The 25,206-nt window shown below is 71.3% G+C and carries 22 protein-coding genes; 15 read left to right on the forward strand and 7 right to left on the reverse strand.

Annotated features, from left to right (window positions below):
- Positions 1-74 precede the first annotated feature (74 nt).
- The 4 genes from BM290_RS00725 (at position 75) to BM290_RS00740 (ending at position 3,522) form a co-directional block, all read left to right on the forward strand.
- Complete coding sequence (locus tag BM290_RS00725) at positions 75-1,034, forward strand: ABC transporter substrate-binding protein (RefSeq protein WP_093608869.1); 960 nt, start codon at positions 75-77, stop codon at positions 1,032-1,034.
- A complete protein-coding gene (locus tag BM290_RS00730) occupies positions 1,031-1,834 on the forward strand; it encodes an ABC transporter permease (protein WP_093608871.1) in 804 nt (267 codons plus the stop codon). The genes BM290_RS00725 and BM290_RS00730 overlap by 4 nt, the downstream gene beginning before the upstream one ends.
- Positions 1,835-1,950: 116 nt before the next feature.
- Positions 1,951-2,733, forward strand: coding sequence for an ABC transporter permease (locus BM290_RS00735; protein WP_093608873.1), 783 nt, complete (start codon positions 1,951-1,953; stop codon positions 2,731-2,733).
- Positions 2,734-2,745: 12 nt separating this feature from the next.
- Complete coding sequence (locus BM290_RS00740) at positions 2,746-3,522, forward strand: ABC transporter ATP-binding protein (RefSeq protein ID WP_093608875.1); 777 nt, start codon at positions 2,746-2,748, stop codon at positions 3,520-3,522.
- 48 nt (positions 3,523-3,570) lie between these two features.
- Here BM290_RS00740 and BM290_RS00745 read toward each other — a convergent pair whose 3' ends face one another.
- Positions 3,571-5,163 (reverse strand): alpha/beta hydrolase, encoded by a 1,593-nt coding sequence (locus tag BM290_RS00745; RefSeq protein ID WP_093608877.1) that lies wholly within the window; start codon positions 5,161-5,163, stop codon positions 3,571-3,573.
- A gap of 188 nt (positions 5,164-5,351) precedes the next feature.
- Here BM290_RS00745 and BM290_RS00750 point away from each other — a divergent pair, with 188 nt between their 5' ends.
- Both BM290_RS00750 and BM290_RS49010 read left to right on the forward strand, forming a co-directional pair.
- The gene (locus BM290_RS00750) at positions 5,352-6,860 is read left to right on the forward strand and encodes a M28 family metallopeptidase (RefSeq protein ID WP_093608879.1); all 1,509 of its coding nucleotides are present in this window, start codon (positions 5,352-5,354) and stop codon (positions 6,858-6,860) included.
- Between the two features lie 172 nt (positions 6,861-7,032).
- Positions 7,033-7,512 carry a DUF2510 domain-containing protein gene (locus tag BM290_RS49010; protein ID WP_203779148.1) on the forward strand — a complete coding sequence of 160 codons (480 nt, stop codon included), beginning with the start codon at positions 7,033-7,035 and terminating at the stop codon, positions 7,510-7,512.
- 34 nt (positions 7,513-7,546) lie between these two features.
- Here the strand turns inward: BM290_RS49010 and BM290_RS00760 are convergent, their stop codons facing one another.
- Positions 7,547-8,149 carry a hypothetical protein gene (locus tag BM290_RS00760; protein WP_093608881.1) on the reverse strand — a complete coding sequence of 201 codons (603 nt, stop codon included), beginning with the start codon at positions 8,147-8,149 and terminating at the stop codon, positions 7,547-7,549.
- Positions 8,146-9,018: an ABC transporter ATP-binding protein gene (locus BM290_RS00765; RefSeq protein ID WP_093608883.1), complete on the reverse strand. Its 873-nt coding sequence runs from the start codon at positions 9,016-9,018 to the stop codon at positions 8,146-8,148. The genes BM290_RS00760 and BM290_RS00765 overlap by 4 nt, the downstream gene beginning before the upstream one ends.
- Before the next feature lie 136 nt (positions 9,019-9,154).
- Here BM290_RS00765 and BM290_RS00770 point away from each other — a divergent pair, with 136 nt between their 5' ends.
- The 3 genes from BM290_RS00770 (at position 9,155) to BM290_RS00780 (ending at position 12,336) form a co-directional block, all read left to right on the forward strand.
- Entirely contained in the window at positions 9,155-9,643 is a 489-nt protein-coding gene (locus BM290_RS00770; protein WP_143133554.1) for a hypothetical protein, read from the forward strand.
- Positions 9,644-9,646: 3 nt separating this feature from the next.
- The gene (locus tag BM290_RS00775) at positions 9,647-10,288 is read left to right on the forward strand and encodes a class F sortase (protein ID WP_239143344.1); all 642 of its coding nucleotides are present in this window, start codon (positions 9,647-9,649) and stop codon (positions 10,286-10,288) included.
- A gap of 182 nt (positions 10,289-10,470) precedes the next feature.
- The gene (locus tag BM290_RS00780) at positions 10,471-12,336 is read left to right on the forward strand and encodes a glycosyl hydrolase family 28-related protein (RefSeq protein WP_093608887.1); all 1,866 of its coding nucleotides are present in this window, start codon (positions 10,471-10,473) and stop codon (positions 12,334-12,336) included.
- A gap of 13 nt (positions 12,337-12,349) precedes the next feature.
- Here BM290_RS00780 and BM290_RS00785 read toward each other — a convergent pair whose 3' ends face one another.
- Positions 12,350-12,766: a universal stress protein gene (locus tag BM290_RS00785; protein ID WP_177319524.1), complete on the reverse strand. Its 417-nt coding sequence runs from the start codon at positions 12,764-12,766 to the stop codon at positions 12,350-12,352.
- Between the two features lie 61 nt (positions 12,767-12,827).
- On the opposite strand from BM290_RS00785, the gene BM290_RS00790 reads away from it, so the two are divergent.
- The 3 genes from BM290_RS00790 (at position 12,828) to BM290_RS00800 (ending at position 15,964) form a co-directional block, all read left to right on the forward strand.
- Complete coding sequence (locus BM290_RS00790) at positions 12,828-14,192, forward strand: APC family permease (RefSeq protein ID WP_093608891.1); 1,365 nt, start codon at positions 12,828-12,830, stop codon at positions 14,190-14,192.
- A gap of 170 nt (positions 14,193-14,362) precedes the next feature.
- Positions 14,363-15,523, forward strand: coding sequence for a helix-hairpin-helix domain-containing protein (locus BM290_RS50525; RefSeq protein ID WP_143133555.1), 1,161 nt, complete (start codon positions 14,363-14,365; stop codon positions 15,521-15,523).
- Between the two features lie 198 nt (positions 15,524-15,721).
- Positions 15,722-15,964, forward strand: a complete 243-nt coding sequence (locus BM290_RS00800; protein WP_093608895.1) for a hypothetical protein — start codon at positions 15,722-15,724, stop codon at positions 15,962-15,964.
- A 445-nt stretch (positions 15,965-16,409) separates the two neighbouring features.
- On the opposite strand, the gene BM290_RS48015 is transcribed toward BM290_RS00800, so the two are convergent.
- Positions 16,410-17,471, reverse strand: a complete 1,062-nt coding sequence (locus tag BM290_RS48015) for a hypothetical protein (RefSeq protein ID WP_093608897.1) — start codon at positions 17,469-17,471, stop codon at positions 16,410-16,412.
- A 3,666-nt stretch (positions 17,472-21,137) separates the two neighbouring features.
- On the opposite strand from BM290_RS48015, the gene BM290_RS00815 reads away from it, so the two are divergent.
- Both BM290_RS00815 and BM290_RS00820 read left to right on the forward strand, forming a co-directional pair.
- On the forward strand, positions 21,138-22,226 hold the full coding sequence (locus BM290_RS00815) for a YncE family protein (RefSeq protein WP_093608901.1): 1,089 nt from the start codon (positions 21,138-21,140) through the stop codon (positions 22,224-22,226).
- A gap of 23 nt (positions 22,227-22,249) precedes the next feature.
- A complete protein-coding gene (locus BM290_RS00820; RefSeq protein WP_093608903.1) occupies positions 22,250-23,593 on the forward strand; it encodes a transaminase in 1,344 nt (447 codons plus the stop codon).
- Positions 23,594-23,597: 4 nt separating this feature from the next.
- On the opposite strand, the gene BM290_RS00825 is transcribed toward BM290_RS00820, so the two are convergent.
- Complete coding sequence (locus BM290_RS00825; protein ID WP_239143341.1) at positions 23,598-23,960, reverse strand: winged helix-turn-helix transcriptional regulator; 363 nt, start codon at positions 23,958-23,960, stop codon at positions 23,598-23,600.
- 62 nt (positions 23,961-24,022) lie between these two features.
- Between BM290_RS00825 and BM290_RS00830 the strand changes: the two genes are divergently transcribed.
- Positions 24,023-24,673 carry an NAD(P)-dependent oxidoreductase gene (locus tag BM290_RS00830; RefSeq protein ID WP_177319525.1) on the forward strand — a complete coding sequence of 217 codons (651 nt, stop codon included), beginning with the start codon at positions 24,023-24,025 and terminating at the stop codon, positions 24,671-24,673.
- On the opposite strand, the gene BM290_RS00835 is transcribed toward BM290_RS00830, so the two are convergent.
- On the reverse strand, positions 24,670-25,179 hold the full coding sequence (locus BM290_RS00835; RefSeq protein ID WP_093608905.1) for an NUDIX hydrolase: 510 nt from the start codon (positions 25,177-25,179) through the stop codon (positions 24,670-24,672). The genes BM290_RS00830 and BM290_RS00835 overlap by 4 nt on opposite strands.
- Positions 25,180-25,206 lie beyond the last annotated feature (27 nt).

Here is a 25,206-nt window from a genome sequence, read left to right on the forward strand (position 1 = left end):
TGACACGGGGCACATCATAGCGTTCTCCATGAGAACTCACGTTCGTCATGCGCACACATTTCGAAGGAGTAAATATGCGGCGACTTCTCGCGGGGCTCGCGGCGGCTGCGCTCGCCGGCTCCCTGGTGGCCTGTGGTTCCGATTCCGGCGGTGGGGCGAAGACCGAGAGCGGTGCCGACCAGGTCAAGGTCGGCGTCATCCCGATCGTCGACGTGGCCCCGATCTATCTGGGTCAGCAGAAGGGCTTCTTCAAGAACCGGAACATCGAGCTGGCCCTGGAGGCCGGTCAGGGTGGCGCCGCGATCGTGCCGGGTGTGGTGAACAACCAGACCCAGTTCGGCTTCAGCAACCTGACCTCCCTGATGATCGCCCAGACCAAGGGTCTGCCCATCAAGGCGGTGGCCGCGGGTGTCTCGTCGACCGGCGAGGCCGGCAAGGACTTCGGCGCCGTGGTCGTGAAGGCGGACAGCCCGATCAAGACGGCCAAGGACCTGGCCGGCAAGAAGATCTCGGTGAACACCCTCAAGAACATCGGCGACACCGTGACCCGCGAGTCGGTCCGCAAGGCCGGCGGCGACGACAAGGCGCTGAACTTCGTCGAGATGGCGTTCCCGACCATGCCGGCGGCCCTGGAGAAGGGCGAGATCGACGCGGCCTGGGTGGTCGAGCCGCAGCTGTCCACGATCAAGGCGGCCGGTGGCCGGGAGATCGCCTCGACCTTCGTCGACGCCGCCCCGAACCTGACCGTCGCCGCGTACTTCACCTCGCAGAAGCTGATCACCGAGAACGCCGACCTGGTCAAGCGTTTCACCGAGGCGATCAACGAGTCGCTGACCTACGCCGACGCGCATCCGGACGAGGTCCGCGCGGTCCTGGCCACGTACACCAAGATCGACGAGAAGCAGCGCGCGTCGCTGGTGCTGCCGAAGTGGCCCACCCAGATCAACAAGGAGTCGGTGCAGACCCTCGCCAGCCTGGGCGAGAAGGACGGCATCTTCACCGGCACCCCGGACCTGGCGAAGCTGCTGCCGTGACAACGGCCCGTCCGGCCAACCCGGTCCGGTCCGGCAACCCCGCTCTGCTCGGGGTCGCCGGACTGGCCGGGTTGCTCCTCGTCATCGAACTGGTGCCCCGCATCGGGCTGGTCGACGAGCGGTTCCTGCCGCCGGCCAGCACGATCGCGGGCGCCCTTGCCGACGAAGCGTCCGACGCCGCGTTCTGGGCGGCGCTGGCCGACACCATTGTCGCGTGGGCGATCGGCCTGGCCGTCGCGGTCGTCGCCGGGGTGCTGGCCGGCCTGGTGATCGGGTCGGTTCCGGTGCTGCGGGCGCTGACCGCGTCGACCGTCGAGTTCCTGCGCCCGATCCCCTCGGTGGCGCTGATCCCGCTGGCGGTGCTGATGTACGGCACCGACCTGGGCTCGACCCTGCTGCTGGTCTGCTACGCGTCGTTCTGGCAGGTCCTGGTGCAGGTGCTGTACGGGGTGGCCGATGTGGACCCGGTCGCCTTCGAGACCGCGAAGAGCTTCCGGTTCTCCGCGTGGGCCCGGATCCGGCACGTGCTCTGGCCGACCGCCCTGCCGTACGTGTTCACCGGCGTCCGCCTGGCCGCCTCGGTAGCCCTGGTCCTGGCGATCACCGCCGAGCTGGTGATCGGCTCGCCGGGCCTGGGCAAGGAGATCGCCGTCGCCCAGTCGTCGGACGCCGTGCCCACCATGTACGCCCTGGTCGTCGTCACCGGCCTGCTCGGTGTCCTGATCAACCTGCTGGCTCGGACCGGCGAGCGCCGCCTGCTCGCCTGGCACCAGTCGGTACGGGGAGAGGTGCCGGTATGAGCAACGTCCACCAGCCGGTACAGGGAGAGGTGCCGGTATGAGCAACGTCCACCAGCCGGCACGGGAAGAGGTGCCGGTATGAGCAACGTCCACCAGCCACGGGAAGAGGTGGCCGTATGAACGTGGGCGACATCCTGAAGAAGGTCGCGCTGGTGGTCGCGCTGCCGCTGGTCCTGTTCGTGGGCTGGTACGTGCTGAGCGCCGGCAGCGAGAACTTCTACGCCCCGCCGTTGTCCGAGATCCTGACCGCGTTCGGCGACACCTGGCAGACCGAGCGGCTGAAGGCCGACGTGGCGCCGAGCCTGGTGCGCCTGTTCGCCGGCTACCTGCTGGCCGCGCTGATCGGCGTCGGCGTGGGCGTGGCGATCGGCCTCAACCGGCGCCTGCGGGCCACGGTGGAACCGGTCCTGGAGTTCTTCCGGGCCATCCCGCCGCCTGTGCTGGTGCCGGTGATCATGCTGTTCGCCGGGATCGGGAACGGCATGAAGGTCACCGTCATCGTGTTCGGGTGCATCTGGCCGATCCTGCTGAACACGGTGGAGGGGGTGCGCGCGGTGGACAGCGTGGTCCTCGACACCGCACGCTCGTACGGGGTGAACGGGCCGGCCAGGCTCACCCACGTGGTGCTGCCGTCGGCGAGCCCACAGATCGCGGCCGGGCTGCGCCAGGCGCTGTCCATCGCGATCATCCTGATGGTGATCAGCGAGATGTTCGCCGCGAGCAACGGTCTCGGCTTCACCATCGTGCAGTTCCAGCGCAGCTTCGCGATCCCCGAGATGTGGAGCGGGATCATCCTGCTCGGTCTGCTCGGTTTCGTGTTGTCGGTGCTGTTCCGGCTCGCCGAGCGGCGGCTGTTGCGGTGGTACGAGGGCCTGCGCGCGGCGCAGCGCGCCGGCTAGAGGGAGCGGACGATGCTCGAAGTGAAGGGCCTGCGGAAGGTCTACCGGTCCGGGAGCCGGGAGGTCGAGGCGCTCCGCGATCTGACGTTCACCGTGGACAACGGCGACCTGGTGTGCCTGGTCGGCCCGTCCGGCTGCGGCAAGACGACGCTGCTGCGCTGTATTGCCGGCCTGCTCGACCCGACGGCCGGGGACGTCCGCGTCAACGGCAAGGCGGTCGACGGGCCGCCGGAGGGCATGGCGGTGGTCTTCCAGGAGTACGGGCGCAGCCTGTTCCCCTGGATGAGCGTGCGCGACAACGTGGAGCTGCCGCTCAAGCAGAAGAAGGTGGCCAGAGCGCGCCGGACCGAGCTGGTGGAGCAGTCGCTGGACGCGGTCGGCCTGTCCGGCTCCGAGTCGGCGTATCCCTGGCAGCTCTCCGGCGGCATGCAGCAGCGGGTCGCCATCGCGCGGGCGGTCGCCTACGAGCCGCAGACGCTGCTCATGGACGAGCCGTTCGCGGCGGTCGACGCGCAGACCCGCGCCGACCTGGAGGACCTGGTCCGCAGGCTGTGGAAGCGGCTCGGCGTGACCATCCTGTTCGTCACCCACGACATCGACGAGTCGGTGTATCTGGGGCAGCGGGTGGTGATGCTGTCGTCGTCACCGACAGTGGTGCAGGACGAGCTGATCATCGACCTGCCGGCCGAGCGTGACCAGTTGACGACCCGGGCCGACCCGGCCTTCATCGCGATGCGGACCAGGGTCTACGAACAGATCCAGGCGGCGAAGAAGAACGCCGGACAATGAAAGGAGCCCGGTCATCCGTACGGGATGACCGGGCTCTTTCTCCATGGCTCAGCGAACGCCGATCGCGTCGCGGACCTCGGCCCGCGCATTGTCGGCGGTCTTTGCCGAGAACGCCGACACGGCGGCCGGATCCGGCTGGGGAATCGGGTCGCACTGCTTGTCGGAACGGTTTCCGCGGACCCGGTCCGGCAGTTCGCCGGTGGCCAGGTAGGCGGCGATGGTGTCGTCGGTGCAGGCGATCCCGCTCAGCGAACCGGAGTGGGTGGTGCCGCCGACGCCCTCGATCAGAACCGACCGCGGGAACCGCTTACGGACCTCGATGGCCCCCGAGTACGGGGTGGCGGCGTCGTTGGTCTCGGCGATCAGCAGAACCGGCGGGACCTTCTTGCCGTTGATGTCGACGGGCTTGCCGGCCTTGGCGCCCCAGTTGATGCAGGGCGCGTTGTACCAGGCGTTGTTCCAGGTGATGAACGGGTACTTGGAATGGATCTTCCAGTTGTCCCGCTGCCATTTCGACCAGTTCGTCGGCCACTGCGTGTCGGTGCACTGGACGCCCAGGTAGACGGCGTAGTTGTTGTCGGATCCGGGCGTGCCGGGCTCGGCGTACTGGCTCAGCAGCGGCGCCGGGTCCTTGTCGTTGACCCACGCGGCGAACGCCGACGCGACGTCCTCCCAGCCGAAGACGTAGTAGCCGGCCGAGACGAAGATGTCGTTCCACTCGTCCGGGCCGATCTTGCCGGCGGCCGGGTTCTTGATCAGCGAGTAGAGCGTCGCGTAGTACTTCTGCTTCACCACCTTGGCGGTCGTGCCGAGGTGGTAGGTGGCGTCGTTCTTCGCGACCCAGCCGAAGAACACGTCCATGTTCTTGTCGAACTGGATGTCCTGGTCGAGGTTCGCGTCATACCAGACCCGCTCGGGGTTGACCACGCCGTCGAAGACGAACCGGCGGACCCGGTCCGGGTGCTGCGTCGCGTAGACCTGGCCCAGGTAGGTGCCGTACGAGAAGCCGTAGTAGTTGATCTTCGACTGGCCGAGGGCCTTGCGCAGGCTCTCCATGTCGGCGACCGAGTCGGTGGTCTTCAGGTGGTCGAGCAGGGCGCCGCCGGCCGTGTCGCACGCCTTCGCGTACCCCTTGGCCTTGTTCAGCCAGGTCTTCTCGAGTTGCCGGGTGACCGGGACGTAGAACGGCCGGTTGTAGCCGGCGTAGTTCGGGTCGCAGGCCAGCGCCGGCACGCTCGATCCGACGCCGCGCGGGTCGAAGCCGATCCAGTCGTAGAACTCGCCCGCGCCGTTCGGCACGTACTCGCCGAGCACCGCCAGGCCGAGGCCGGAACCACCGGGGCCACCCGGGTTGACGAGCATGACGCCCTGGTAGGCGGAGTCAGCGGACTTGTGCTTGATCCGCGACACCGCAACCTTGATCTTGGTGCCGTTCGGCTTGGCGTAGTCGAGCGGAACCACCAGGAACCCGCACTGCGCGCCACGTGCCTGGAGACTGGGGCGCGTACACGTACCCCAGTCGATGGCTGGCGGGGTGTAGCCGCCGGTCTTGACCGTGGCCGACGCCGCGACCGGGATCGTGCCGGCGCCGATCAGGAGACCGACGGAGGCGGCGATGGTGGCCGCCAGGATTTTTCGCATCCCTTGCCTTCCGTTGTCGGACCGCCGTCGCGGCTGATCACGCCGGGGCGGTCCCCGCAGCCTAACCATCCAGGCATGGGCATGCGTCACAGCTGAAAGTAGGTATCGATTGGTATGAACGGTTGATCGCTCTCCGATGCGATGCTTCGGGCTCTGACCGTTCCCCTCAGTACACGGAGGACCACCCCGTGCGAGCAATCTCCATCGTGGGCGTGGCCGGGCTGATCGCCTCGGGCCTCGCCGTCGCCGGCCCGGCGCAGGCCGCCGCCGCGGCGCCGGACATCCCGATCGCCAACGTCAAGGCCCACCTCGCCCAGTTGCAGAGCATCGCCACCGCCAACGGCGGCAACCGCGCCCACGGCCGGCCCGGCTACCTGGCGTCCGTCACCTACGTGAAGAACCTGCTCGACTCGGCCGGGTTCACCACCACCCAGCAGTCGTTCACCTACAACGGGGCGACCGGGTACAACCTCATCGCCGACTGGCCGGGCGGCGACACGTCCGACACGCTGATGATCGGCGGGCACCTGGACAGCGTCACCGCGGGTCCCGGCATCAACGACAACGGATCCGGCTCGGCAGCCAACCTCGAGGTGGCGCTGCAGGTCGCCCGGTCCGGCTTCCAGCCCGACCGGCACCTGCGTTTCGCCTGGTGGGGAGCGGAGGAGCTGGGGCTGCGAGGATCGACGGCGTACGTCAACTCGCTGACCTCGGCACAGAAGGCGGCGATCACGGGGTACCTGAACTTCGACATGATCGGCTCGCCGAACCCCGGCTACTTCCTCTACGACGGCGACAACTCCGACGGCACCGGATCCGGCCCCGGCCCGGCCGGCTCGGCACAGATCGAAGCCACCCTCGCCGCGTACTTCACCTCGATCGGTGTGCCCACCCGCGGCACCGACTTCGACGGCCGCAGCGACTACGGCCCGTTCATCGCCGCCGGCATCCCGGCCGGCGGCATCTTCACCGGCGCCGAACAGTCCAAGACGTCCGCGCAGGTCACCCTCTGGGGCGGCACCACCGGCCGCTTCGACCCCTGCTACCACGCGTCGTGCGACACCACCGCCAACATCAACGACACGGCGCTGGACCGAAACAGCGACGCCATCGCGTACGCCGTGTGGACGCTCGCCGACGGCGGCACCACCACGCCGCCCGGCACCACCGTCTGGTCCGACGGCCTGGAGACCGCCACCGGCTGGACCCAGGGCACGACCGACACCGCCACCGCGGGACGGCTCGAACGCGGCAATCCCGAAGCCACCACCAGCTCCGGCGTCGCCACCCAGCTGAACGCGGCGGCCGAGGGCAGCTACGCCCTGGTCACCGGGGCCACGGCGGGAGCCAGTGCGGGCGCCAACGACCTGGACGGCGGGATCACCACGATCACGTCGCCGGCGATCACCCTGCCGACCGGCACCCTGACACTCAGCCTGTCCTGGTACCTGGCCTACCTGAACAACGCGACCAGCGCCGACTACCTGCGCGTCCGGGTGGTGTCCGGGACGACCACGACGACGGTGCTCAGCCAGACCGCGGCGGCGGCGAACAAGGCGGCGGCCTGGACGACGGCAACGGCGAACCTCTCGGCGTACGCCGGACAGACGATCCGCATCCAGGTGGAGGCAGCCGACGCCGGCACCGCCTCCCTCGTCGAGGCGGCCGTGGACAACCTCGTGATCACGCGCTCCTAGACCTCGCACCGACCGCCGGGTCCGCCCGGCGATCCCTCAGCGGTCCGCCTCGCGGACCATCACCGGGTTTCCGCCCGCCGGCCCATCCGGCGGGCGGAAATCCCTCAGCTTCGGGTTTCTCCGGCCGATCAGGGACCTCAGTTCCTGCCCCGGCCCGAGAAGGAGCCCGACCATGACGCAGCCCGCCGGATGGTATGCCGATCCGAGCGGCCTGCCGGCGCGACGCTGGTGGGACGGCGCCCAGTGGACCGACCACGTGCAGCCCGGCGGCGCGCCCATGCCGCCACCCAACGGATACTTCCCGCCGGTCCCCCCGAGCGGCCCGGCAGCGCCCGGAGCCCACACCGTCGCGCCGGACAACCCCGAGCAGACTCCGCTGTACGCCGCCCAGCCGGCCGGATTCCAGCACGGCGGCCTGCCGACCGTCTCCGAGTCCCGGCCGGCCGCTCCCCCGCCGCACCCCGAGGTGCCGGCCGCGCCGTACACCATGCCCCCGGTCGACGCCGTCGCCGCGCAGCTCGGCTTCGCCCCGGCCACGCCCGCCCCCTCGCCGCCGGCCCCGGCTGGATGGCGCCGCTTCGCCGGCCCGGTGGCTCTCGCGGTGATCGCCGCGATCGTCCTGGCCCTGGTCGCCTTCATCCTGCTCGGCTGACCCCCGGCCCGGGGGACGGCCGGGCCGCCCGGGGTCAGTCGCTGGAGACGTCCCGGTAGACGGACCAGACGGCGGGTGGGATGGCGGCGGCCGTCCAGGCCAGCAGGATCAGCAGGGCCTTGACGTTGCCGGCGGAGGCCATCGCGAACGAGGCGAACGGCAGCCCGATGGCCATGCCGTTGATCAGGCCCTCGGCGAACAGCAGCCAGGCGAAGACCCCGCCCAACAGCCACATCGGATGCCGAACCACGACCGTGCACAGTGTGCCGAACACCGCCATCACCGGCGCCACCAGCACCGTCGACCGGTAGTGCGCGGCGCTCTCCCCGAGCAGCACGGCCAGGCCGCTGACGGCCGCGAGCACCACGCCGAGCACCGCCGCGGACACGCACTGGGAGATCAGGACCCGCCAGCGGTGCGGGTGGTTGAGCAGGACGAGCACCATGGTCCGGTGCTGGTAGTGCTGGGCGGTCACGGTCACCGCGACGCCGAAGGCGCCGACGCCGGCGAACAGCGACCAGGCCTCCTTGCTGAACCAGCCGACGAGCGCGGCCATGAAGGCGAACCCGATCAGCGCGAGCCACGACGACATGATGCTCACGCTGCGGTACATCTCGCTGCGGATGACGGCGATCATCGGGCCTCCGACACGCTCATGAAGATGTCCTCCAGGTGCTGGGCCTCGGCCACCAGCTCGTAGATCGCTACCTGGGCGGCGAGCGCGATCTCGCCGGCCTGCTCCGGGCTCAGTCCGCCGACGAACAGCACCGGCCCGTCCGGCGCGACGGTGGCGCCGTGCTGCTCGAAGGCCTTCGCGAGCCGTTCCGGGTCGCCGCCACGCACCCGCAGCCGGGTGGTGCCGGTGAGTTCGGCGAGCGCCCCGGACGCCAGGATGCGGCCCTCCCCGATGATCACCACGTCGTCGACGAAGTGCTCCAGCTCGGCGAGCAGGTGACTGGAGATCAGCACGGTTCCGCCGGCCGCCGTGTGCGACAGCAGCAGTTCCCGCAGCCAGGCCATGCCGGGTGGGTCCAGGCCGTTCGCCGGTTCGTCGAGCACCAGCACGGACGGTTCGCCGAGCAGGGCGGTCGCCACCGCGAGCCGCTGTCGCATGCCGAGCGAGTAGTCACCGGTCCGTTTGGTCGCGGCGTCCTCCAGGCCGACGTACTCGAGCAGCCGCCCGACCCGCTCGCGCGGGAAACCACCGAGCAGAGCCTGGGTACGCAGGTGCGCGTACCCCGATTGGCCCGGATGGCTGAGGCCCTGCTCGATGACCGCGCCGACGTGCCGCACCGGGTGGTCGAGCTCCCGGTACCGGCGGCCGTTGATGAGCGCGGCGCCCTTGGTCGGCCGGGCCAGGCCGAGCAGGATCCGCAACGTGGTGCTCTTGCCGGAGCCGTTGAGCCCGAGCAGGCCGGTGACCCGGCCGGGCGCAGCGGTGAACGTCACGTCACGGACGGCGTCCACCTTCCCGTAGGTCTTCGTCAGATCCCGGATCTCGATCATGGCGGGTATTCTCCCGGCCGGTGTCAAGGGCCCGGACGGTAACTGTTCGGTCACTGCACTGCGGATCCGCCGGATGCGATCACGGAGCCGAAGGACTAGCGTCCCGATCAGTCCCAGCCGTCGGCGGAAGGACCGCATGTCCGGAAACGGTTCCCCAGCACACCGCGCGCCGCGTTCCGTGCAGCGCAACCGGCTGATCGCGGTCGGCGCGGGACTGCTGCTGTTGCTGATCCTGCTGTTCGCGCTGCTGGCGTACTGCACGGGCCCGGACGATCCGGCGTCGACGACAGCGGGTCCGGGGCCCAGCACGGGCGCGTCCTGGACGATCTCACCCGGCCCCGGCTCACCCGGCCCCGGCGGGGCGGGCGATCCGGAGGCGGCGCCGCTGCCCGGCGGAAGCGGCACGACCACACCGGCCGACGACGTCGTCACCGGGGACCCGGCCACCGAGCCGTCCGATGACGACCCGGAGCGGGCGTCCACACCGGAGGGTGGTGTGGACGCGGGCGGGGGCAGCCAGATCGACGGCCGCCGGCTCGCGCTGCTGGTGACCGGTGGATTCCTCCTGCTGTCGGCGGCCGGCGTCGGCGCGTACTCCCTCCGCCGCCCTCTGGGCCACCGCTGAGCCGTGCCCCTGCCGCATGTCCATGACCGCCGGGCGGCGGCGTTCGCCGGCGTCCTGGCGCTGCTGGGCGCCCTGACGGTCATGCTCGGCCTGCGTACCGAGGACGCCCTGCCACCGCTTCCGGCCGGGCCGGCAGCGCCGCCGGCGACGGTGACGGCCACGCCCGGCGCCGCGCCGGTGAAGGCCCTGAAGCCGGCGCTCCCGGTGCGGCTGCGGATCCCGGCGATCGGCGTGGACACCACGGTCATGCAGCTGGGCCTGCGGCGTGACGGGTCCCTGGAGGTGCCGCCGCTGCGCGGCGACGCGCCGGCCGGCTGGTATCGCGGCTCGCCGTCGCCGGGCGAGACCGGCGCGTCGGTGCTCGCGGGGCATGTGGACACGGCGCGGGACGGCCCGGCGGTCTTCTTCCGGTTGCGCGAGCTCAAGGCCGGAGACCAGATCGTGGTACGCCGGGACGACGACTCCGTGGCGACGTTCCGGGTGTCACGGGTCGCCCTCTACGCCAAGCGCGACTTCCCGACCGCGGAGGTGTACGCGCCGATCGACCGGCCGGGCCTGCGCCTGATCACCTGTGGCGGCGCCTTCGACCGCAGCGAGCGCAGCTACCGCAGCAACGTGGTCGTGTTCGCCGAGTCGTCCCGCTGAGGGGCTCCGAAACCGCTTCCGGGACCGGTTCCACCCCTCTTTTCGGTCAGTCTGGTTCCGGAACGCGCCGGGTTCGTACCGATCTTCGCGGTATGCCGGTTCACCCTGCTTGACATGGAGCTTCAGCGATTGATTCTGTGACGGGCATCATTGCGATCTTGTTTCGGAAGGAATCCCTCCGCATGACGAGACCCCGCCCGACCCGCAGCGCCGCCGCGGCGGCGCTCACCCTCGGGCTCGCCCTCTCCCTCGCGCCGGCGCTGCCGGCGTCCGCGCACACCGGCGGGGCCGCCGGCGTACCGAACCTCGGCCCCAACGTCACCGTCTTCGACCCGGGCACGCCGGTCAGCGAGATCCAGGCCACCCTGGACGCGACCTACGCCAAGCAGGTCGACAACGAGATGGGCACGGCCCGGTACGCGTACCTGTTCAAGCCGGGCACCTACGGCACCGCCGAGAAGCCGCTCCAGATCAAGGTCGGCTACTACACGGAGATCGCCGGTCTCGGGGCCAACCCCGGGGACGTGGTGATCAACGGCAAGGTCGAGGCGTACAACCGCTGCCTCGGCTCCGACCCGGCCAACCCGAACTGCATCGCGCTCGTCAACTTCTGGCGCACCCTGTCCAACCTGACCGTCAACATCAACGGCACGGGCCAGGACGGCTGCCGTCAGACGGCCAACTTCTGGGCCGTGTCGCAGGCCGTCTCGCTGCGCCGCACCCAGTTCAACGGCGGCACGCTGTCGCTGATGGACTACTGCACCGCCGGACCGCAGTACGCCTCGGGCGGCTTCATCGCCGACTCGAAGCTGCCGGCCACCACCAACGGCTCGCAGCAGCAGTGGCTCACCCGCAACAGCGAGGTGGCGAGCTGGTCCAACGCCGTGTGGAACCAGGTCTTCGCCGGGGTCACCGGGGCGCCCGACGACTCGGCGTTCCCGAACCCGCCGTACACCACGCTGCCGACCACGCCGGTCAGCCGGGAGAAGCCGTTCCTGTTCGTCGACGCCAAGGGCAAGTACCAGGTCCGGGTGCCCGCGGCCAAGCGCAACACCGCCGGCTCCTCGTGGGACGACAAGTCAGGCCGCAGCATCCCGCTCTCCGACTTCTACGTCGCCAAGCCCGGTGACTCGGTCGCGAAGATCAACCTGCAGCTGGCCCTCGGCAAGAACCTGCTGCTCACCCCGGGCGTCTACGACATCGCCCAGAGCATCCACGTGTTCCGCCCGAACACCGTGGTCCTCGGCCTCGGCCACGCCACGCTCACCGCGGTCAACGGCTCGATCCCGCTGGACGTCGCCGACGTGCCCGGCGTGATCGTCGCCGGCGTCACCATCGACGCCGGCGCCAAGGAGTCGCCGGTGCTGCTGCGCGTCGGCCGTCAGCACGGCTTCGGCTACAGCTCGGCGAGCAACCCGACCACGCTGAACGACGTGTACTTCCGCGTCGGCGGCCCGCACATCGGCAAGACGAACATCGCGCTCGAGGTGAACAGCGACGACGTGCTGATCGACCACACCTGGGTGTGGCGCGGCGACCACGGCGTCGAGGGCTTCACCAACGGCGTGAACGGCGACACCGACCGGTGGAGGACCAACACCGGGCGGTACGGCGCGGTCGTCAACGGTGACGACGTCACCGCGACCGGCCTGTTCGTCGAGCACTTCCAGAAGTACAACACCGTCTGGAACGGCGAGCGCGGCACCACCGTGCTCTACCAGAACGAGCTGCCGTACGACCCGCCGACGCAGGCCGACTGGATGAACGGCAAGGTCCAGGGCTACGCCGGTTACAAGGTCGGAAGCAAGGTCAAGAAGCACCAGCTGTACGGCGGAGGCGTCTACGTCTTCAACCAGAACAACCCGTCGATCCACACGGCCAACGGGTTCGAGGTGCCGAGCACGCCCGGTGTGAAGCTGAAGCACATCATGACCGTCAACCTCAGCGCGGGCATCGTCGACCACGTGGTCAACGGCGTCGGCGAGGCGGCCGACACGACGAAGGTCGGCCAGCCGGTCTTCGTGACGAACTACCCGGCAGTCCCGTAAGACATGCTGGTGGTCACCCGGTTACGGGGCGGGTGACCACCAGCACCGGACGGCCCGCCTTCTCGATCAGGGTCAACGGCACACTGCCCAGCAGCCGCTGCGCCACCACCGGGCGTACGCTCGAACCGGCCACGATGAGGTCGGCCCGGTGCTCCCCCGCGAACCGGATGATCTGCTCGGCCGGCCGGCCCGGCAGGACCGCGCTCGTCGCCTCGATGCCCGCCGCCGCCAGTCGCGCCACGGCAGCGGTCGCCGCCCTCTCCGCCCGCTCGTGGTAGACACTGCGGGGCAGGGGCGCCAGATGCTCGCTCTCCAGCTCGTCCACCGCGACCACGGCGACCGTCGCGCCGGTCTGCCGGACGAGATCGGCGACCGCGTCGGTCACCCACGGCTGTTCCGTCTCGGGGTTTGCGGCGAGCACGATATGCATGTCACTCAAGGTACGCGTAACGTCACTTATCCGCAGTGGACCTTTTTCTCGGGGAGCACTCATGGCGGATGTGGCACCGGCTACTCAGCAGCCGGAACTCAACCGTGTCATCGGCCCGGCCCTCCTGCTGCTCTTCGTGGTGGGCGACATCCTCGGCACCGGCGTCTACGCGCTGACCGGCAAGGTGGCCAACGAGGTCGGCGGCGCGGTGTGGCTGCCGTTCCTGCTGGCGTTCGTGGTCGCGCTGCTCACCGCGTTCAGCTATCTGGAGCTGGTCACCAAATATCCGCGGGCGGCCGGCGCGGCGCTCTACACGCACAAGGCGTTCGGGCTGCACTTCCTCACGTTCATGGTGACGTTCGCGGTGATGTGCTCCGGGCTGACCTCGGCGTCCAGCGCGTCCAAGGCGTTCGCCGGGAACTTCGCCAAGGCCTTCGACCTGTCCCTCGGCGACGGGATCGCGCTCACCGCCGTCGCCCTCGGCTTCATGACACTGGTCGCGCTGATCAACTTCCGGGGTGTCGGCGAGAGCGTCAAGGCCAACGTGGTGCTCACCTGCGTCGAGCTGACCGGCCTGCTGATCGTGATCGGGGTCGGGGCGTGGGCGCTCGGCGGCGGGAACGGCGACCTGTCCCGGCTCACCGAGTTCAACACGCCACCCGGCGAGAGCGTGCTGCTCTCGGTCACCGCCGGCACAGCGCTCGCGTTCTTCGCCATGGTCGGCTTCGAGGACTCGGTCAACATGGCCGAGGAGACCCGCGACCCGGTACGGATCTTCCCCAAGGTCATGCTCATCGGGCTCTGCGTCACCGGGCTGATCTACGTGCTCGTGGCCATCTCCGCGGTCGCGCTCGTCCCGCCATCGGAACTCGGATCCGGCGACACCCCGCTGCTCAAGGTCGTCTCGGCCGGAGCGCCCGGATTCCCGCTGTCGATCTTCGCGTTCATCACGATGTTCGCGGTCGCCAACTCGGCGCTGATCAACATGATGATGGCGAGCCGCCTGCTCTACGGGATGGCCAACGAGCGGGTTCTGCCCACCGTCCTCGGCAAGGTCCACCGCACCCGCCGCACCCCGTGGGTGGGCATCCTGTTCACCACGGTCATCGCGTTCGGGCTGATCTGGTTCGCCGACCTGACCGCGCTCGGCGGGACCACGGCGCTGCTGCTGCTCTGCGTCTTCACCGTGGTCAACGTGGCCGTCCTGGTGCTCCGGCGCGACCCGGTCGAGCACCGGCACTTCCGGGCGCCCACCGTGATCCCGGTCATCGGGGCGGTCGCCTGCGCGTTCCTCGCCAGCCCACTGTCCGGGCGGGCCGCGGCCGACTACCGGGTCGCCGGTGTGCTGCTGCTCATCGGGGTGGTGCTGTGGGTGATCACCTATCTGTCCAACCGGTTCATTCCCGGCGCGATCTCCCGTACCTGATCGGGTGATCGGTCGTTGGAACGGTGTCCCGCACCTTTGGTGTAAAACCCCCGGACGTCGCAGGTGGTAGCTGTTCGACGTTGGTCGACACCCACGTCGAGACAGCTCATCGGGATGTGCAAAGCTGCCCGCTACCACAAGCACCCTCCTCTCCTGTCCGGAGGCCCGATATGGCATCATTCCTCTACCTTGTTGCCGGGCTCGTGATCGGCGCGATAAGCGGCTGGTTCGTCTGGGGACGCCGCACCGGCGCCACCACGACCACCGCGCCCGCCCCGGCGGCCGTCGCCGCCCCGGTCGTCGCCGAGAGCCCCGCTTCCACCGCCGACGACAACGAGGCCGCGGCGGCCCCCACCTCCTCCACGGACACCCCGGCCGCCGCCGAGCCGATCGCGGCCCCGGCAGTGGAGGACGCCCCCTCGGCCGTCGCCGAGCCGGTCGCCACCGAGCCTGTCGCAACTGAGTCCCTTGCGACCGAGCCCGCCGCCACCGATTCCGCCTCCGGTGAGCCCGACTCCGCGGAGTCCGCCTTCGGTGAGCCCGCCGCCGAGTCGGTTGCCGCCGCCAAGCCGGTCGATGACGCGGAGCCGGTCGCTGCCAAGACAGCTGAGGTCGAGCCGGCCCCCGCCATCGGTGTCGCCGCTGTCGACGAGCGGGACGCCGACGGCCCCACCGACTCCGACGAGCCGACGGTGAAGTTGTCGGACGGGAAGGCCGCCCAGGACGAGCCCACCGCGGTCATCACCTCCGAGCCCGTTTCCGTCGACGAGCCGGTTGCCGCCGAGCCGGTCGCCGCTGAGCACGTCACCGAGCCGGTCGTGACCGAGCCCGCCGCTGAGCCCGTCGCCGCGCCGGAGCCGGTCGCCGTGTCCGAGCCCGTGGTGGCGCCCGAGCCGGTCGCCGCGCCCGAGCCCGTCGCCGTGTCCGAGCCCGTGGTGGCGCCCGAGCCGGTCGCCGCGCCCGAGCCCGTCGCCGCCGCCGAGCCGGTCGCCGCCGCTGAGCCGGTCGCCGCGCCCGAGCCCGTGGTCGCGCCGGAGCCCGTCGCCGCGCCTGAGCCGGTCATTCCGGCGCAGGCCGTCATCACCGCCGAGCCGGACCTCGTGGGCACGCCCGCGCCGGTCGCCGAGCCCGACGACCTGACGAAGATCCCGGGCATCGGGCCGAAGGTGGCGATCGCCCTGGCCGCGGCCGGCATCACCACCTACGCGAAGCTGGCCGACTCCGACGTGACCAGCCTCAAGCAGGCGATCAACGCGGCCGGCATGCGTGGCTCGGCGAGTCTCGCCACCTGGCCGGAGCGGGCCCGCGCACTGGTCGGCGCCACGAGCTGAACCCCGGGCGGGCGGCACTGCCGGCCCGCCGCACGGACAGGGCGTGGCCCGGTGCACCGAGAGGCACCGGGCCACGCCCTTCGGTTGCAGGGCGGTTGTTGCCCAGGTCACTCGGGGAAGTTGCAACTGAGGAGCGGCGCGGACGATGTATCGGGCTGTCGCGAGAGATCGCAACCGTAGAGCAACGGAGGAGCCACGATGAAGGTCAACGCCGCCTCGCCCTTCAGCTACGACAGCTCGACCGCCTACAGCCGGCTGCAGAGCGCCCGCGCCCGGCTCACCACCGATCAGATGCCGTGCGCCGCGACGCCCGCCGTGATCACCGCCGACCGGGCCGCGATCGTCCGCGCGGAGGCCGAGGTGGCCCGGATCGAGGCGGCACACGCGGCGGAGGTGGCCGACTTCGGGCGCAGCGGCCGCTTCCTCGACGTCTTCGCCTGAACCGGAGCGCCCGTTCGCGACAACCGGATGCCGCTGATCTGTTGCGGTCAACGGGGCGGGCAGCCGGTGACGGGCCGCTTCGCCCCGGCGGGCGCGCCGCGGTCCGGACGGTCCGCCCGGCGTGCGGGGCAGCCCGGGTTCGCGGTGGCTGCGGTCGGGGGTGGCGTGGGGCGTACCACCGCACGGGTTTGATCTGAGTCGGACAGGAATGCGGGCGCCGGGTGACGCAAGGTTTTCGCCGTGACGCCTATCCGTCACATCGACGTCCGCCCACGTAGCGGCACCGGATCCGGTGAATTCCGGGAATTTTTCGTGACTGCGCGACCGGGCCGGATCACCATGGGAAGGCGGCCGGATTCCGCGCCGGGCCGGCAACATCATCGCAGGTGGATCGATACGCGCCCGCACCGCTCAAAGATCATGAATGCGTCACCGGAAATCGAGATCAAAAACGCTCCGCGGTGGAGAAATCGCGGTTCGTAATCTTCTCGGGGTTTCGTGTCCGGCCTCGGCATCGCACCATGGATGACGGGTGATGCATTCGATGAACGGGCGACGACTTGCGGTAGTCATCAGCGTCGAGCAGCACGAAGATCCCGTGTTGCGCCGATTCTCCGTGCCGTCGGCCGATGTTCCGGCGTTCGCGGACGTGCTCGCGGATCCGGCGCTCGGCGGGTTCGAGACGGCGCATCTGCGCGATCCGGGGGCGCGCGAGGCCTACGGGCGGGTCAAGTCCCTGTTCGAGGGGCGTGACCAGGAGGACTGTGTCCTCCTCTACTTCCGGGGCGTGATGCTGACCGGGCCCGGCGGCGGGTTGTACCTGGCCGCCTCGGACACCGTGATGGGGCGGCCCGCGGACACCGGCATCGATGTCGCCCAGATCGCCGCGCTGCTGCAGCGCAGCCGTGCCGAACAGGCGGTGGTGCTGCTCGACGGCCGCACCGGTGGCCCGGTCGACGCCGGCCACCACTTCCGGGCCGCCCGCTCCACCGAGGGACAGAGCCGCGTCGTCATCGCCGCCACCCCGCGCCCCGAGCCGCCCACCTTCGCCGGGATGATCGCCGAAGGCGTCTCCGGCGGCGCCGCCGACCGCGACCGGGACGGCTGGATCGGCATCAGCGAACTCTACGACCACCTGCGCGAACGCGACCCGAGCGTCCGGCAGTGGGTGTTCGGTTCCGGGCGGCAGCCGTGGCTGGCCCGGGTTCGCCGGCCCGGCAGCGACCAGATGACCCTGATCGCCCAGCTCGCCGTCGCCGCCGCCGGCAACGACCTGTCCCGCGCCGTCGAGGCCCGCGAAGCCCTGCGCCGCCTCGCCACCGGCGACGGCCGGGTCGCCGCCGCCGCCACCGCCGCCCTGCGCCGCACCTCGATCCGCATCGCCGAGCCGTCCGTCGACTTCGGCCGCGTCGCGCCCGGCACCCGGCAGCTCACCGCCGAGGTCGCCGTCCAGGGGCCGCCGCTGGCCGCCGCGTCCGTCGTGTCGAGCACCGTCGAAGGCCTCCACGCCCGCCTCGAAGGCAACCTGCTGCGCGTGTCGTGGTTCCCGACGGTCGGGCGCCTCGGCGGGGCGGTCACCCTCGACGGGCCGGCGGGGTCGGCGCGGCTCACCGTCACCGGCGAGGTCTCGGGGGACCTCGACACCGCCACCCCCGGCGCGACGCCGGGACATCCGGTCTCGGGGTCTCCGGCTGGTGCGGCGTCTTCCGGGTCGCCGGTGGGGGTTCCGTCGGGGCCGCCCGCGGGTGGGACGGTCGGGTGGGCCGCCAACTGGGCGATGCCCGGCCCCGAGACGGCCTGGCCGGGAGAATCCGCCTGGAACCCGGAGGATTCCGGCGGCGCCTGGCCGGGCGAGACCCCGGCGACGGTCTGGCCGGGCGAAGGGCCGCCGGTCCCGGCAGGCGATGCGGCGTCAGCTTCAGGCACTTCATCCGGTACGGCCGGAGGGGCGCCCGATCGACCGGACACGGACACGAGTTCGGGTCCGGCGAGTGGGCCACCGTCGTCGGGGGTGGTCCGGGGAGTCTCGCCGTGGGCTCCGATCAGTGGACCACCCTCCTCGGCGAACCGGTCCCCGCGCCCGCTGAGCGATCACCCCGACGCCCCGCCCGCGTGGGGCGCACCCAGCGGATCACCGCCTCGTGAGGTGCCCGCCGCGTCGCCTTCCCCCGCATCGACGGAGAGGTCCGCCGCGTCCGGGCCGCCCATCGAACCCGAACGACCGGCCCTCGTCCTGCCCCCGCCCGCCCCCGAGGCGACGCCTTCCCAGACCGCCACCCCGTCATCCCCACCCACCGAGCCCGAACGAGCGGCCGCCACTCCGTCCACCATGGACAAGTCACTGTTCCCAGCCCTTCCGGACCCGACGTCGACCCCACCCACCACCGACCGGACGCCCGCCGAACTCGGACGCCCCGGCCCCACAGCGGACAATGCGCCCGCACCAACCGACCCGCCCAACTCCCCCGCACCCGCCGGAGAGACGACTCCCTTCCCCTCCGAGGAACCGGCGCTCACCTCACCCGCGCCCAGCGCCGACCGGACATCCCTCCCACCGGGACGACCGGCCTTCACCTCCGACGCCGAGCCGCAACGTGACGAGGCTGCTGAGGGAAACCCTGTATCCGCTGCCACGGCGGGCCCGGCCGAGGCTGCGGGCGACGCCTCCTCCGGAGAGTCCACGGGGGCGCATGAGGTCGGCTACGCGGAGGCCTCGTCCGAGGATGCGCCGCTCATCGCCCCGAAGGCGACGGTCCGGGGCTCATTCCCAGTCGCTGCCTCACCAGAGACGCCGTCCGGGCCGCACAAAGAGACGCCGTCCCGGCTGCACGCAGAGACGCCGTTCGCGCCGCGCGAAGAGACGCCGTCCGTGCCGCACGCAGAGACGCCGTCCGTGCCGCGTGAAGAGAGGCCTGCCGCGTCGCGCGAAGAGACGCCTGCCGCGTCGCGCGAGGGGGATCGTGCCGGATCTCGCGAGGAAACGTCGGCCGCGCCGTTCGGCGAGGGTTCGCCGGCCGCCTCGGAGAAGGATGTCCCGCCGCGGCATCCGGGATCCGCCGGTCCGGCGGTTGCCGACTCTGCGTCCCTCACGGCCGGGGACACCGATGGCGATTCGGCTGAGGCGGGACTCTCGGAGGCCGACAGTGGCCAGGGATCGCCGGTCATTCGGCCGGAAGCGCCAACGCCGGCGACCGCGTGGCCCGAGCCGGCTTCGCCTTCGGTGAACGGGGACCATTCCGCGACGCCGAGCACCGGCAGCACGGAACCGCCGGAGAGCTTCGATCGGCAGCCGGCATCGGTGGGCTCGGAGGAGTTCTCGTCCGGTTCGGCGAGCCGGGAGGCGCGCCCTACCAGCCCGGACATCACCGCGGACCCCGGCCCGGTCGTTCATGACAGCGGTTCGGCCACCTTCGGCAGTTCCGCGGACAGCGGCCCGTCCATCCGCGAGAGCGGTGCGGCCGACGATCCGATGGGGACCGCACACGGGCCGGCCGGCTCGGCGTCCGAACCGGCAAGCTCCGCACCCGGGAAGACACGCTCGGCGGACGAATCGGAGGGCTCGACGGTCGCGGCGGGCGGTGGCTGGGGAGCGTCGGCTGGTCCGGGTTCCGGGGCGATGGCGTGGCCCGGTGGGAACTCCGGCACATGGGGACGGTCCGACCCGGACGGGATCTGGCCCGCGGCCGGACGGAAGCCGGGGCCGTCCGGTGGCTCCGAGGAGAGCACACCGGTACCGAACGCTGCTGAGCCCGGTCGGGCGACGTCCGGTGCGGGGCACGACCCGGCGACGGCCAACGGCCGGACACCCGGAGCTGTCACGGGAGATCATGACGGTTCTGCCGGCGCCGGGCGGGGAGCCGGGTTCGGCAGTATGCCCGCTGGCGGCTCGCTGGGGAACGGGGCGACGATCCCGGGACAGCGGCAGCCCGCTGAGGAGAGCGTGCGGTGGCCGGGAGACCCGGCACCGACCGGGCAGGCTCCGGTGCCCTCCGAACAGACCACATCGGCACCGCCGGAATCCGAACCGACCCCGTCGGCACAGGCGGAAGCCGAACCGACCACCTCGACACAGGCGGAAGCCGAACCGACCCCGTCGACACAGGCGAAAGCCGAACCGACCACCTCGACACAGGCGGAAGCCGGACCAACCACGTCGGCACAGGCGGAAACCGGACCAACCACGTCGGCACAGGCGGAAACCGGACCGACCACGTCGGCACAGGCAGTAACCGAACGCGTCTCGCCGGGACAGGTGGGAGCCGAACGGCCTGCGGCGACACCGGCCGATTCCGGGGCCGCGGCAGGCGGGTCCCGGGCATCCGGCCCGGGGGAACAGACCCGGGTGGGGCCGGCCGGGGACGTTCCGGGCCGGGGATGGCCCGGGGCCGAGCAGCCGCAGAGTGCTCCGGCGGGTCCCTGGGGAACGTCTCCGGGCAGTTCGGAGAGTCCTGGACGACCCGCCGCAGCTGCCTCGGGCTGGCCGGGCGAGCAGAACCCCGCCCCCACCTCGGGTGTCCCGTGGCCGGTGTCGCCGCCGGCCTCGACCGGACAGGTCCCGGACGTGTCGTGGCCGGAAACTCCCGTGGCGCCGTCCGGCGCCCCTGGCTCGAACCAGCCGGCGCGGGGAACGACCGGATCCGGCGGGACGGAAACGGGCGCGGCGGGCACGTCCTCGGCGGAAGACGGCCCCTGGCAGGTTGCGCCGACCAGCGGCTGGCCGACGTCTCCCGCGTCGCCGTGGCCGGGAACGGACGCCTGGACGGCCGCGGCCCCGGCCGGAGCGACCTACGGCCCGGACACGACCCACCCCGGCCAGTCGACCGGCGGCACACAAGGCGGCCCCGGCACCTGGCAAAGCGGCACGGGACAAAGCGGCACGGGACGAGACGGGACCGACCAAGGCTGGACCGGGGGAAGCGGCACCGGGCAAAGCGGGACCGGGCAAAGCGGCACCTGGCAAAGCGGCACCCGACAAGGTGGCCTCGGGCAGGGTGGGCACTACGGGCCCGGCGGGGGCAGGGCCGGGGGTGGACAACCGCCGCGGGCCGGCTACCCGGCGGGATACCAGGGCGGCTACGACTCCGGCGCGGGCGGGCCGGCGGCGGGCGGTGACCCGTACCCCCGGGAAAAGAAGCCGCGGCGGAAAGGCGCGCTGATCGCCGCGGCCGTCGTCGTGCTCGCGCTGCTCGCCGGTGGGTCGTATGTGGGGGTGCGTTTCGCGCTGGCCCGGGGCGAGCGGACGGAGGCCGCCCCGGAGCGGACGGTGACGCCGGATCGGACGGAGACGCAGCCGGAGGGTGGTGCGGCGAGTGTGCCGGCGACGGATCCGGCGGGGACCGAGGTTCCGGCGCCGCCGAGTCTGGCGAAGCCGGTGGTGGTCGACCGGTTCGACCTGGGGCAGGAGCCGGAGGGTGTGACGGTCTCGCCGGACAGCAAGACCCTCTTCGTGGCCGACCAGAACTCCAAGGACGTGCACATCGTCGATGTCGCGTCGAAGAAGGTCGATGTGGTGAAGGTGCCGAACACGCCACGGTTCCTGGCGCTGTCGGCGGACGGCGGACGGCTGTACGTGACGCTGTTCGAGAACAACTTCACCGGGAACGGGCTCGCGGTGATCGACACGGCGAAGAAGTCGCTGGTGAAGACGATCCGGACGGGTCCGCGGCCGTTCGAGCCGGCGGTGGCGCCGGACGGGACGGTGTGGGTGCCGATCCACAACGGGGCGCGGGTGGAGATCTACGACCCGCAGTCGCTGACCGAGACGGCGCGGATCTCGGTGCCGCCGAACCCGCACTGGATCGTGTTCACACCGGACGGGGCGACCGCGTTCACGGCCAACCACGAGTCGAGCCAGATCTCGGTGGTGAACGTGGCGGACCGGCTGGTGCGGAAGAACTTCAAGGTCGGCCGGTCGCCGCACGCGCTGGCCGTCACCCCGGACGGGGAGCGGCTGGTGGTGACGAACTACGACCTGGACACCGTCGAGGTGTACGACACCGGCGACCAGCGGCTGATCCACAAGGTCACCGTGGGTAAGGAACCACAGGCGGTGATGATCTCCGCGGACGGTGAGCACGCGTACATCGTGAACGAGGGTTCGGACACCCTGTCGGTGATCGCGCTCGATGACGGCAAGGTGGTGTCGACGGTCGGGGTCGGGGACAGTCCCCGGGTGAACGCGATCTCCCCGGACGGCCGGCGGCTGTACGTGACCGACGGCGGGGCGAAGACGGTTACCGTACTGAGAACGACCGAGGAGTGATGATTCCCTGGTAGCGTCGCGCCATGTCGACGGATTCCCGTTTAATGTCGCTCCTCGCGCGGGAGCGTGCCACCTTCGCCGACCGTCATCCGGGTTCGCGGGCCGCGTACCAGAGATCGGATCATCTCTTCGGCCGTGTGCCGATGACGTGGATGAACAAGGCCGCCGGAGACTTCCCGATCCACCTCGACAGAGCGCGGGGCAACCGGATCGTCGACGTCGACGGCAACGAGTTCGTCGACTTCGCTCTCGGGGACACCGGCGCGATGGCCGGCCACTCCCCCGCCCCGGTCGTCGCCGCCGTCACTGAGCGTGTTCAGCGTGGCCTGGCGACCATGATGCCGACCGAGGACGCGGCGGTCGCCGGCGCCGAGCTGGCGCGCCGGTTCGGTCTGCCGGCGTGGAGTTTCGCGCTGACCGCCACCGATGCGAACCGCTGGGCGATCCGCCTGCTGCGCGCCGTCACCGGCCGTTCGAAGATCCTGGTCAACAGCTACTGCTACCACGGTTCGGTGGACGAGTCGCTGATCGTGGCCGGCCCGGACGGGCGCGGCGTCTCGCGGGAGGGCAACGTGGGCGCGCCGGTCGACGTGACGCTGACCAGCCGGGTCGCCGAGTTCAACGACCTGGACGGCCTCGAACGGGAGCTCGCGCACGGTGACGTGGCGGCGGTGCTGATGGAGCCGGCGCTGACCAACATCGGGATCGTGCTGCCGGAGGAGGGCTACCTGGCGGGGGTGCGGGAGCTGACCCGGCGGTTCGGGACGTACCTGATCAACGACGAGACGCACACGTTCTCGGCGGGGCCGGGCGGGGCGACCGCGTTCTGGGGGCTCGAACCGGACGTGCTGACGATCGGCAAGGCCATCGGGGGCGGGGTGCCGGTGGGGGCGTACGGCCTGAGCGCCGAACTGGCCGACGCGCTGAGCGGCCGAGGCGACCTGGACCTGGTCGACATGGGCGGGGTCGGCGGCACGCTCGCCGGCAACCCGGTGTCGATGGCCGCGACCCGCGCCACGCTGCAGGAGGTGCTCACCGACGACGCGTTCGCCACGATGATCGAGACGGCCACCGCGTTCGCCGACGGCATTCAGAAGATCATCGAGGGGTACGGCCTGCCGTGGTCGGTGTCCCGGCTGGGCGCCCGCGTCGAGTACCGGTTCGCGAGTCCCGCCCCGCGCAACGGCACCGAGTCGGCCGCCGGCGCGAACGCCGTACTGGAGGATTTCCTGCACCTCTATCTGGCGAACCGGGGCGTGCTGCTGACCCCGTTCCACAACATGGCGCTGATGTGCCCGGAGACCTCCCTCGCCGACGTGGCACGCCACCACGAGATCTTCGACGCCGCGCTGAAGGAGCTGACCTGAGCGATCACGCCGCGGAGTGAGCCCGCCGGGCCTCGATCAGGTCCGGCAGGTGCTCCTCGCACCAGTCGCGCGCGGCGTCGATCAGGGTGAGCAGGCTGCGGCCGAGCGGGGTCAGCTCATACTCCACATGCGGCGGATTGGCCGGGAACTCCCGGCGGGTGACCATGCCGTCGCGCTCCATCGCCCGCAACGTCTCGGCCAGCACCTTCTTCGTGATCGACCGCAGCGGCACGAGCAGCTCGCCGAACCGGCGTGGCCCGCCCTCCAGACAGATCACCACCATGGCCGTCCACTTGTCACCGACCTGCACCGGCACCTGCCGGGCCGGGCACTGCGGCGCGAACATCTCCGGATCCAGGGGTTCCACCGGCCCACGTTAACGCCGGTACCGTTGCGGTAACCAGGCCCTGTGGGGTTAGCGTCCGCCGCATGACCAGCATCGTGATCTTCGGGGCCGGTGGCCGGGCCGGCCGGGCCGTGTCCGCCGAGGCGCAGCGCCGCGGCCTCCAGGTGACATCCGTCGTCCGTGACCCGGCCGAGCACCGGCTGCCCGGCCGGGTGGTGCGGGGCGACGTCCTCGACCCCGCCTCGGTCGCCGCGCTCGTCGCCGGCCACGACGCCGCCGTGAACGCGGTGTCGCCCGCCTCCGGGCCGGAAGCCCTGGAGAGACTCGGCACCCTCGACGGCAGGATCTACGTCACCGCCGCCGACAACCTCCTCGACGGGCTCGCCGCCGCCGGGGTGCCACGCCTGATCGTGATCGGGCTGTTCGCCAACCTGGTCGACGCCGGCGGCAACCCGCTCTACGACGATCCAGCGGTGCTGCCCGCACAGTTCCGGCACTTCGCGGTCGCGCACACCGCCGGCCTGGACCGGCTGCGGGCCGCCGAGACGCCGGTCGACTGGCTGGTGCTGACCCCGCCGGCGCAGCTCCTGGAGGGGCCGCGGGCCGGCGCCTACCGCACCGGGGGCGAGACCGGCGGCGGTGTCACCCTCTCCTACGCCGACCTGGCGGTGGCGGTGGTGGACGAGATCGTGACCCCGCGCCACCACCGCACCCGCATCTCGGTCTTCGACTAGAGGGCGTCCGGCCGGTTCAGGGCCGGGTGCTTCTCGCCGGCGGTCGCGAACCAGGCCGGGCCGTCCGGGCCGAGGGCCGTGCCGATCCGCAGCCGGGACCATTCGTCCAGCTCGGGCAGGGCGTCCGGCGCGAACCAGCCCACCTCCAGGGACTCGTCGTCGGCCGCTCCGGCCTCGCCGCCGACGGCCCGGCACCGGAACCACACGTTCAGGTACTCGCACCGGTCCCCGTTGGGGTAGACCACCGGATGCGACGCCACCCCGGCGAGCCGCACGATCTCCGCGCGGACCCCGGTCTCCTCGAAGACCTCCCGCACCGCGGTGTCCGCGGGCTGCTCGCCGGGGTCCACCACCCCGGCCGGAACCGACCAGCGCCCGTTGTCGGACCGCCGGGCCAGCAGCACCCGTCCGTCGTCGTCGGTGACCACGGCGCTCGCCCCGGGCAGCATCAGCAGGTCGTGCCCGATCGCGCCACGCATGCGCTTGATGTATTCAGAGACAGCCACGCCGAAGACCCTATGGCAGGGTGTGGG

Source organism: Actinoplanes philippinensis (assembly GCF_900113015.1).
In the GTDB taxonomy this organism is placed as follows: domain Bacteria; phylum Actinomycetota; class Actinomycetes; order Mycobacteriales; family Micromonosporaceae; genus Actinoplanes; species Actinoplanes philippinensis.